The sequence below is a fragment of the Holospora obtusa F1 genome (assembly GCF_000469665.2).
Lineage (GTDB): Bacteria > Pseudomonadota > Alphaproteobacteria > Holosporales > Holosporaceae > Holospora > Holospora obtusa.
On sequence record NZ_AWTR02000040.1, the window covers coordinates 1 to 10,643 of the forward strand.

General features: G+C 32.8%; 5 protein-coding genes and 3 pseudogenes. 6 read left to right on the forward strand and 2 right to left on the reverse strand.

Going from position 1 to position 10,643, the window contains the following annotated elements; translation table 11 throughout:
* From P618_RS09105 to P618_RS08155, 3 genes and pseudogenes are all read left to right on the forward strand, one after another.
* A pseudogene (locus P618_RS09105) lies at nt 1–114 on the forward strand (IS701 family transposase); the annotation flags it as partial.
* Nucleotides 115–535: 421 nt separating this feature from the next.
* Nucleotides 536–2,578 (forward strand): NAD-dependent DNA ligase LigA, encoded by a 2,043-nt coding sequence (gene ligA / locus P618_RS01555; RefSeq protein ID WP_021827823.1) that lies wholly within the window; start codon nt 536–538, stop codon nt 2,576–2,578.
* A gap of 133 nt (nt 2,579–2,711) precedes the next feature.
* A complete protein-coding gene (locus P618_RS08155; RefSeq protein WP_024161053.1) occupies nt 2,712–2,861 on the forward strand; it encodes a hypothetical protein in 150 nt (49 codons plus the stop codon).
* Between the two features lie 972 nt (nt 2,862–3,833).
* Here P618_RS08155 and P618_RS01560 read toward each other — a convergent pair.
* Entirely contained in the window at nt 3,834–4,625 is a 792-nt protein-coding gene (locus P618_RS01560; protein ID WP_021827825.1) for a hypothetical protein, read from the reverse strand.
* Between the two features lie 276 nt (nt 4,626–4,901).
* Between P618_RS01560 and P618_RS07185 the strand changes: the two are divergent.
* From P618_RS07185 to P618_RS09110, 3 genes and pseudogenes are all read left to right on the forward strand, one after another.
* Nucleotides 4,902–5,694 (forward strand): annotated as a pseudogene (locus tag P618_RS07185) (transposase family protein).
* A gap of 465 nt (nt 5,695–6,159) precedes the next feature.
* A complete protein-coding gene (locus P618_RS01565; protein WP_024161054.1) occupies nt 6,160–9,381 on the forward strand; it encodes a hypothetical protein in 3,222 nt (1,073 codons plus the stop codon).
* Nucleotides 9,382–9,465: 84 nt separating this feature from the next.
* A pseudogene (locus P618_RS09110) lies at nt 9,466–10,198 on the forward strand (IS5 family transposase).
* A gap of 97 nt (nt 10,199–10,295) precedes the next feature.
* Here the strand turns inward: P618_RS09110 and P618_RS01580 are convergent.
* Nucleotides 10,296–10,643 (reverse strand): transposase (locus P618_RS01580; protein ID WP_021827830.1); only part of this gene is annotated, 348 nt, incomplete at its 5' end.

A 10,643-nucleotide genomic window follows, 5' to 3' on the forward strand; every position in this document is an offset into this window, starting at 1 on the left:
GAATTATTGAAAGTGAAAACCTCATTGAATCATTTTGCAATAAAACAAAAACTATTGTTAAAAGCCAATGTTTTAATGTTCAATGAACTTCAAATTTTGAAAGGTGCTACGTAAGATGAGTTCATAACTCTCAAAAAATCAGAAAATTACTTGAATCTGCCGGTTGTAGGATGGTTTTTTTTACCACCTTATTCACCTGATTTAAATCCAATAGAGAAATTTTGAGAAAATATGAAGCGATGGATTAGGCAGAAAATTGAATTCTGCCAGTGCTTATATCAATCAATTAGTTCTTTTTTTACTTTATCACAATTTGACTATTTTTGCTATATTAGCGTTATTTACATGCTCTACGACTTGATTTCCAAAATATTAACTATATGAGGATTGTATTTTTTTTTAAATATAAATCATATATTCATGAATCTTAATTTAATTTCCTATAATACAAACCTTTATTTGTTTTTTTAAAAAAAATTGACTTTTCGTAAAATATTTTTTATAATTATTCTCCATTTTTTTAAGCGGCAGCGTTGTGAGTTATTCTGATATTCCTTTTGATATCCAAGAAGAGTGGAGAGTCTTAGTTGCAGAGATTCAAATGCATAATCAGTTGTACTATGAAGAAGACCTTCCTTTGATTTCTGATGGAGAGTACGATGCACTCTATCGACGCTTAGTTCAGTTAGAACGTCGATTTCCTGGTTTAGTTACCAATGAAAGCCCCACACAAGGACTTCATATTCGTTTGAAAGAAAAAACGGAAGAGGTCGCCCATTTATTTCCTTTGTATTCTTTAGAGAGTGTATACAGTATGAAAGAGGTCGAGCAATTCGTAACGCGCACATCAAAAGCACAAGAAGGTGAGCGAGTATCTTATGTTGTGGAGGGAAAAATCGATGGATTAACCTTGGCTCTCTTTTACAAAAAAGGAAAACTTCTTTCTGCCTCAACTCGTGGCAATGGGATTGTAGGAGAAAACGTAACAAAACATATCCAGAATATTTCTTATATTCCTTTTGAGATCAATTTTGATCTTATGCCGGAAGAATTAGAGGTGCGAGGAGAAGTATATATAGAAAAACACGATTTCGAAGAATTTAATAGGTGCAGAAGTATTCAGGGGGAATCTGTTTTTGCAAATCCAAGAAATGCAGCCTCAGGAGCTTTGCGTCAATTAGACCCCGATCAGGTTGCACACAGGGGATTAAAATTTGCTATTCATGGTGTATGGCCTGAAATCGAACATTCTTACAGTGCGGCGATTGATCTTTTAAAAACGTTAGGTTTTCGCATGCCCTTGTCTTACGGATCTGGAACAACACCCGAAACGCTTATGCATTATTTTGAAGAAGCTTCATCAAAAAGAGACTCTTTAACTTTCGAAATTGACGGTCTTGTTTATAAGGTAGATGACTGGAAGCAACGTAACAGACTAGGGCATCGAGCAAAAAGTCCTCGTTTTGCGGTTGCGCATAAATTTCCTGCTCAAAGTAGTATTACCGTTCTCGAGGATATTCAAGTTCAAGTTGGGCGAACAGGAATATTAACTCCGGTTGCAGTGTTATCTCCAATTTTATTAGGTGGAGTTCAAATTACGCGTGCCACCTTGCATAACGAGGATGAGATTGCAAAAAAAGATCTTCGAATCGGAGATCGCGTACGCGTTCAAAGAGCAGGGGATGTAATCCCTCAAGTATGCGAAGTGGTTTATCCTAAATACAGAAACACTTTAGCTCATGATACCGCATCTTCGTTTGTTTTTCCCTCTGAGTGTCCTGCGTGTCAAGGTCCTGTGATACGTTTTCAAGGCGAAGTTGCAAGAAGATGTATTTCTGGTCTAAAATGCCCTGCACAAAAAATTTGGTCTCTTTATCATTTTGTTTCAAAAGAGGGAATGGATATTCAAGGATTGGGGCCTAAAAACGTTCGCTCACTCTATCAGGCAGGAATTTTAACTGAGCTTGTAGACTTATTTAATTTATCTCAAAATAAAGACCATTGGATGACTTTAGAGGGATGGGGAAAAAAATCTATAGATGGCGTGCTTCGCGCTATTGAATATCAACGTTATAATATTTCTGTGGGAGCTTTTTTTTATGCGCTCAGCATCCCGAATGTAGGTAAAGTAACTGCACATTTTTTAGCAGAACACTTTACTCCAGAGACATTGATCAATATTTCCAAAGCTGAGTTACAAGAGATGTTAAAAGATATTCAAGGAATAGGAGTTGTATTAGCTCAATCAATTTCAAATTTTTTTCATCATAATGCTTCTAAAATTCAAGAAATTCTAAAATATCTTTTTTTTAAAAGAATTAAAAATACTCTTGTTTTTTTGCCTTTACAAGGAAAAAGAGTCGTATTTAGTGGAAAATTTCAACACGCAACACGTCGTGATTTGATGAAAAGAGCTCAATATCTTGGTGCAAGTGTAGGAGAGCACATTTCAAAACATACGCATTATCTTGTGATAGGTTCTGATCCTGGATCAAAATACGCAAAAGCTCAAACATTGCAAGTGGAAACGCTTACAGAAGAGGAATGGATGATTTTTTTAGAGGCTTTTTCATCTTGATATAACCTAACGGAGAGCTAATCTAAACCAAAAATAAAGAAGTCCCACTATTTCTCTAAATTATATTTAGTTACAGTAAAAACAGTTGAATTATAATGCAAAATATGGCATATTTTGTCTAAAGAGGAAGATAATGTCAACGCATCCATATCGTATAGATTTAAGAGAAAAGGTCATACATTTTATCAAAGCAGGTAATTATAAAAGTAAAGGACATTTTCGCCCAAAGATACGTTTGGGTGCAAATCCAACTATAGAAAAAGAGTCTTTTATTCAATACTAATCATTCAAATTCTAGATCAGAAGATAGTGCTTGTGAATTTGATATGAGAGCCAGTGATGCACATGGTTAAGGCGCGTAGTGCTTTAGTTATAAAAAAATTTTAACTTATGTGGAAAGAAAAATCGAAATGCATACCAAGAATCGATACAAATATATAAGCTAAAAGTTTTGTATACATTGATGAAAGCGGGATAGAGCTAGCCATTTGCAAAGATAGAGGATGGGGAAAAAGTGAAAAATTTGTTGATAAAAAGAGCGGTAAATATTACGAAAGAAATCATATTGATTCGAATGGAGTAGAGCCAGTTTTTGATAAAAGAATGAAAACCTTGACAAATTGTGATCATGGGTAATGCTTCCTTTATTCACCTGATTTAAATCTAATCGAGAAATTTTGGACACATATAAATCGATAGATTGGGAAAAAAATTGAGTTCTGCCAGAGCTTATATCAGTCAATTAGTACTTTTTTTACTTTATCATAATTCGACTACTTTTGCTATAAAACTGGCTCCACAAACAGGCGACGGTCCTTGGCTGCCCCACCCACATCCCCTGGTTTTCTAGGTAAACTATTCTTTATCCGATCTCACTGATCATCCAGAAACGTATCCCCCTCTCATTTAACACACTTTCCTTTGAATTCTTATTAAATTCTCAAAAAATATTGAAAAAAGTCCACTTAATTGAGGACGTACCCTAATTCAGCCTAAATTACTAGCGCTCCAGTTTGTAAAGCAGGTGAAAAATTGCTTAAGGCAGATACACCGAAAAAACGCCGACATATCTTTGAATTTTTGCCAAGCTTGTGAAGGCTCTCGTACCGGTAAGCCTTTATGCGTCTTACACAAAATTTTCTAATTTTCTACTTGCGCAGTAGATTTACATCTTAAAACTGATTTATTGAATATTGAAATCATCATAAAAGATCGTCGTCTAAAAAAATGCAAGAAGAACAAAAAGTTTTTTAAACTACCCTCTTTGGAACATATTTTTAACATTTTTGAAAAATCCCGACCTTTCAAATTTTTTATCTACGTAATCTGAAAGATTTCTTTCTTTTTCCTCTATGGCTAAAACATTTTTCTTAATTTCCAAAATTCTTGGTTCCTGTTTAAAATATTCTGACTCTTTGATTAGAACAAAATTTTTGTTCTGATCTTTTTCATTATGTATTTCTTTTGCTTTGATGATTTCTTCTAATACGCAAACATATTCATTTATTCTTTCTGTACAGTAAAAAAATATTTGTTTAAGATCTGTTGTACTTTTCATTTTTCTTTCTGCTTCATCAGAAAAGTTCATTTTTTCTGAAAACGTTAACGTTAACTGATTTTTATACTCTTCTAAATATTGTATAATTTCTCTTTTTTCTCCAGAGCGTTCTAATTCCGTGACAATCCCCATAAGCTGCCCCAGGTACGGAGTTAACGCATAAGCAAAAAAAGTAGTTAACATACTTCTTGCAATTAAAATTTTTTCTTCTTGATCTCGTTCTTTTGATTCTTTCATATATGCTTTGAAAAATTTTTCAAAACACGAATAGACTTTAGTGATAAATACGTCTTTTTCTTCAGGACTCATTCCCATCATTTGGGCACGTGTCGTCACTTCATTAAATATTTTTTCTAAATTTTTATCAACCATAGCATATGTCGATGTTTGAACAAAAAACGCATATAACAAAACAAATATTTTTTTTATTTTTTGAGAACTGCTTTTTTTATTGAACAACGTGTCATTAAGTGCAAGAAATTTTACCATAAACAGTTTACCACATCGCTTCTTAACCTACCTTCTAATCCTAGCAGATCTTTTTTTTATTACATTATTCTCACTGTGAACATACAAAATTTAGAGAAGTGTGCCTAATTTTAGACTATAAACACACTAAAACCGAATACTTTGTGTCCAAAATAGCTTCATTCACACTTATTATATTCAAGCTTTTCAATAAATTTCTTTCTAAACTATAATATATGTTTATACTGAAGCTAGGTCAATAAAAATATGATGGTTTTATAATTGAAATACGAATAAGTGAAAAAAGTGAAGATTTTATCGGATGAGCTATTCAGAAGTAATAGGAGTTAAGCATAGCACCTTTAATAAAATGATAAAAATATTAGAAGAGGCGGATAAAAAGAAAGAATAATGGCGTTAGAATATATCAGAGAATATCGAACATATTTTCATGTTAATTAAAGTTATGGAATAAGCAAAATTTTCTGCTATAAAGAAATTAAGTGGATTAAAGATACGCTGTATCAAGCATCCAGATTGTGCTTTACTTGGTCGCAAAGCATTACTTAAGAGCAATATGGAATATGATTTTATATTAATAGATGCCACGAAAATGCCTGTAAAACGCTCAAGAAAAGGGTAAAGAATAGGAAGCGTAAAAAAATCGCACTAACAAACAAAGACCATTTTATTCAGGAAAAAAGAGAAAGCATACTTTAAAAACTCAAATTTTTAGAGTGTTTAAAAAATCGAAAACAAAGATAAATCCTGATATAAAGATCATTACTGACACTGAATATCAAGGGATACAAAAATTGCATAGTAAATCTGCGCTGTAAAAGAAAAAGACGAAGAAAAATTCTTTAACAAAATAGGACAAGCAAAAAAAACCAAGAACTTGCGAGTTCAAGAGTTGCAAATGAAAATGTTATCGGTATGCTCAAACGATTTGTAAATTATATCTGAAAAACAGAGAAACAGACGAAAAAGATTTACTCTAAGATGCAATCTGATCACTGAAATTTATAATTTGGAGCTAGTACAAATGAGTTTCGAAAGTTTTCTACTGAAGTTTAGGTGTATTATTTGACGAAGACAAGAGCAGTATCAGAAATAATAATACAGCTAAAATATCGATATACTCAGAAAATGGGCGCTCAACATAATACAAAAAGTCAAAGATAAACCCGATCAATCCTTAAAAAGCATGCTGCGTAAAAATTTAATCTCATTCAAGTCCCAAATCAAATCACTGCAAAAAATTTTTGATGCGTAGGCCATGACTACCTGCATCAGATTTTTTTTAATTTTGTACAAACATTATATCTGCTCCCCTCCGGAAAATGTGTTATTGGGATCTTAATTCTCTACACAATAAATTGAGGATACGTTTCATTGTCTTATAAATTTTTTTCGTTAAAAAAATAAATAATAAAAAAAAATATATTGACAGTTGTTTTAATAATATGTATTGTTAGCCATGTGTTAACTAACATTTGTTTATTATGAAAAAAAAATAATTTTATTATTTTGTTTATTCATTTCACAAGCTTCTTTGGCTGTTCCATCGAAAAATCTTGTTGAATCCACCGCTACTTTAACAAGCTATATAGAAAGCGACAATCTTCGTGCTTTCATGCAAGATTTGACCGATCCGAAAGTTAATGAAACAATGAATGGATCTGATTGGGTAAAAATAATTGTACATTGTATTGAAAAAGATAAGAAAGCGTTTTTTGAGATAATTTCTGAGAATAAAAAAATTACTGAAAAATTAAATGAAGCTGATTGGACAGCAGTATTAGAAGCTTGTACCCAGGAAAATAAGAAAGAATTTTTCAAAATAGCTTTGATTTCTAATACGAAACCAATCATATCATGCTGTGTTCAGAAGAATAAAAAAGAGCTTTTTGAGATGACTTTTACAAATGAAAAAGTTTCTGAAAAATTGAGTAATAGTGATTTGGGATGGATATTATATCACTGCATCGATTTAGGTCATATAAATATGGCTATATCGGCGCTGAAAAATGAAAAAATTACTGAAAAATTGAGTAGTGATGATTTGGGATGGACATTATATCACGGCATCTACCTCGGTCATATAAATATGGCTATATCGGCGCTGAAGAATGAAAAAGTTACTGAAAAATTGAGTAGTAATGATTCGTATACGATATTAAATCTGTGCATTGAGAAAGAGCAAAAACAAATATTTGAGATAGCTTTTACAAATAAAAAAATTACTGAAAAATTAAATGAAGATCAGTTAACTCAGATCTTCTTCACGTGTTTACAAGCCAAAAATATCCATATCTTGTTCCCTAATAAAGCCTTGAACGGCTTATTCACGTTAGCTTTGAAAAACGACAAGATTACTAAAAATATTACTCATAGTCAGTGGGAGACGCTCGTAGAATCGTGTATCTTAGAAAATAATAAAGAAGCTCTCTATATGGTATGTTCTAATAAAAATTTCAGCGCTCAACAGGCTTTTGACTCATTATCTAAATATGTCTGCGAAACAGATCAAAATAGCCCCTTAATAAAGCTTATAGGACCACATGACAAAGAATTTATCTATATCTTGTGTTCTGCTATGGTGCGCTCTAATCGAAACTTATCCTTAACTTTGAAACACGACAAGATTAGTGAAAATATTACTGATAGTCAGTGGAAGACGCTCGTAGAATCGTGTATCTTAGAAAATAATAGAAAAGCTCTCTATATGGTATGTTCTAATAAAAATTTCAGCGCTAAACAGGCTTTTGAATCATTATTTCAATATATCTGCGAAACAGATCAAGATAGCCCCTTCATAAAGGTTGTAGGACCAAATAACAAAAAATTTATACTTATCTTGTGTTCTGCTATGTTACGTTCTGATCACTATCCAAGTAGTGATAATGTTTGTTTGATGCTGGCAGAGTGTTTAAAGAAAAATCAGAAAAAGTTTTTTGATACAATTTTGAGCGATCAAAAAATAATTCAGAAAACAAATGAATTGCATTGGAAATTTTTATTAGATCAATGTATCAATCACACGAAAATAGAATTTTTTACATCAATTATGAACAATGTGAAAATTGTTGAAAAATTCAATGGAGCGTGTTGGGCAGAAATATTAAAAAAATATATAACTGAAAATGATATTGCACTTTTTACACAAGCCTTGAAGAATCAAGAAATAATAAAAAAAATGAACAGCAAGAGTTTGGAAAATCTATTCAAAGAATCTGTAATTAGAAATAATATTGAATTTTTTACGCAAGCTTTAAAAAATAAAGAAATAATAAAAAAAATGGAAGGACACGATTGGAATCGTGTGTTGCTAAAATGTATCGAAAATTTTAATCGCAAAGAGTTTTTAAATAAATTTTTCAATACTGAAGAAATCAACGAAATAACTAAGAAATTAGATGGATTCCCTGTTAAGCTCATAAAATATATGAATATTAAGGATATATCTCGTTTCAGCCACAAGCTTTCCTCTGGAAGTATTGATCCACGAGATATAGATTTCTTTTTTAATAAATTAGAACCTTCTCCAGAAGTAGTGAAAGATTTTATTAAGATTATTTTTAAACTGAACTCTTTTTTTTCTGACGATTTGATCGATTTTTTTCAAAAAAATACTGCTAGTATAAATTATGAAGAAGCTATAATTAATAGTATAGCGGAGATTGAGGGAGAGCGCTCTATTAGCCAAGCTTTTGAATTTCTTACAAAAAATAAAAATCCTGATACAAAAACGCTTTTTAACAATATTCAAGCGATAAAAAAAAGTATTATAAAATCAGATATTACAAAAAAAGTGAATAAATGTGTAGAAAAAATCTATGCTTATAATAAAGAAACGATTACAGCATTAAGAAATGCAGTATCCCCTTTTCTGTGGTGGAGAAATTCCTGTGTTGTAAAATATCAAGGTAATATTAAAGCAGTAAACACAGTAATAGATCAATATATTAAAAATATAAAAAAGCTCACGGAGTCGGTTGCAATACCTGCAAAACAAAAAGAAGCCTTACTAAAAGGAGTGTATTATGTACGCAATGGATTTACGAAAAAAATTTATAGTGATGATAAAGACCCACAATTTGACGCATACACTCATTTAGCAATGCTCGATACAAGTATGGTTCGCGCACAAGAACATATTTTAGAGCAAATGATTGTGCAAGAAATGAATGAATTTTCTCTTTCCTATAACAAGATACCAGAAAAAAACAAACTGGAAAGATATAAATTATTTAATGAATACACACTTTATATCGATTGCGAATTTAATAAGGCGTACCCAAATATTTTGAAAATAGATATCAGTACCGATGAAAGCAGTAAGAATACTTCTATGAAAAAACTCATAAATGATATGTACAAAATGCAATCTTGTTCATTTGAGCTAGCCATAGAACGGTACGGGGAACCATTTTTGAGACTTAAGAATCTTTTCGGAGGAGATATTAATATTTTGAACATGTTTTTAGCAGAAATAAAGAATAAATTTAGATCGAACATAATATCTGCATCAGATCTCAGAAATCCAAGGCATCCATACGGTCGTATCTTTAGATTTTACAAAAGTACCGTAGATGCTGGAGGACAAAACGCGTTAGATGTACCGAAGAACTCTGGATATTTGGAAAATGCTTTCAAAAAAGGGGAGAGGATAGAGAGCCTAGAAATTGCTGCTCACTATACCATAGCTAGTTTAGAAGGGCTTCAGCTTAAGCCTCTTACATTACATCCTACCATTGCATCTGGAATGTACTGAAATTACGAAGTAAGATTAGGGCCCATTCTCACTTAAGTTAGCTTTTTTCGATATTTTTGAGAATTCAAAGGAAACGCAAATTAAATGAGACGTTATGCGTTACGTGACGATAGTTGGGTCGGATAAAGGGTAATTTACCTATAAAACCAGGTGTGACAGCCAAGGACAATCTTCTGTTGAGGCTGTTTTATACCGCTACCGTGCGGAAATTTCTTGGGGTAATCTACCAGCAAAGGGTGTTATTTTAAAGTCCAACACCCGCTTTACCGGTTAGGAGCGTATGGAAAAAAGTCTTTGAAATCCTGTCTCAGGACGATGATTATGAGCACGCGATGATTGATGCAACGATTGTGCGGCCTCATCAACGCAGCGCAGGCTCTAAAAAAAAAGCATAATCAAATCCATTGAACGCTTCTCTGGGGGGGGAAGCACCAAAATTCATGCACCGTGTTATGCCCATGAAAATCCGGTTACTTTTCACCTTACACAAGGTTAGGACCATAATTTGGAAAGGGGGCGGTGCGTTGATGGGTAACTTTGTGAATTCTGATGCGGTGCTTGCGGACAAGCGTATGATGCCGATGAGAGGGGGCGGCGAAAACTTAAAGAAAAGGGGTGTGAGGCCGTGATTCCACCTACAAAAAATCGTTTGGAGCCTGCAAATTATGATAAACATTCTTTATAAATATCGTCCTTGATCGAGAATTTTTTTGCTAAACTTAAGGCAGCACCGCGCCATTGCCACACGGTATGATAAAACGTCTTCAAATTTTTAGGCGTTATTCGCTTGGCTTCAATTGTCGTTGGGCTTAATTGAGGACAGGCGCGAAAGGCCTTCAAACATGCCATTCTTGAAGAAATCGTGAACGAAGGCTTTATCAGGAAAACATAATATCTTTTTTAGATAACTCATCTTACGTAGCACCTTTCAAAATTTGAAGTTCATTGAACATTAAAACATTGGCTTTTAACAATAGTTTTTGTTTTATTGCAAAATGATTCAATGAGGTTTTCACTTTCAATAATTCTAATTTGCAGTATGCAATGAGTGATGCAAATAGATGATTAGATTGTGTTCTTATAGTTCTGGTAGGTGATTTAGATAAACTTGCATTCTGCTTAATCGATTTATGAAAAATTTCAATTTGCCACCTTTTTTGGTAGACTTCATACATGCGGTCGGCATCAAGGCCTAGGTCGTTAGAGATGAGATAAAGCGTTCCTGATGATCCGTCTTCGTTTGTGAAGATCTTCTTCAATAG

Excerpts from the sequence above, each read along its gene's own strand:
- P618_RS08155 (WP_024161053.1), top strand. The coding sequence starts at position 2,712 with ATGTCAACGCATCCATATCGTATAGATTTAAGAGAAAAGGTCATACAT.
- P618_RS01560 (WP_021827825.1), bottom strand. The coding sequence starts at position 4,625 with ATGGTAAAATTTCTTGCACTTAATGACACGTTGTTCAATAAAAAAAGC.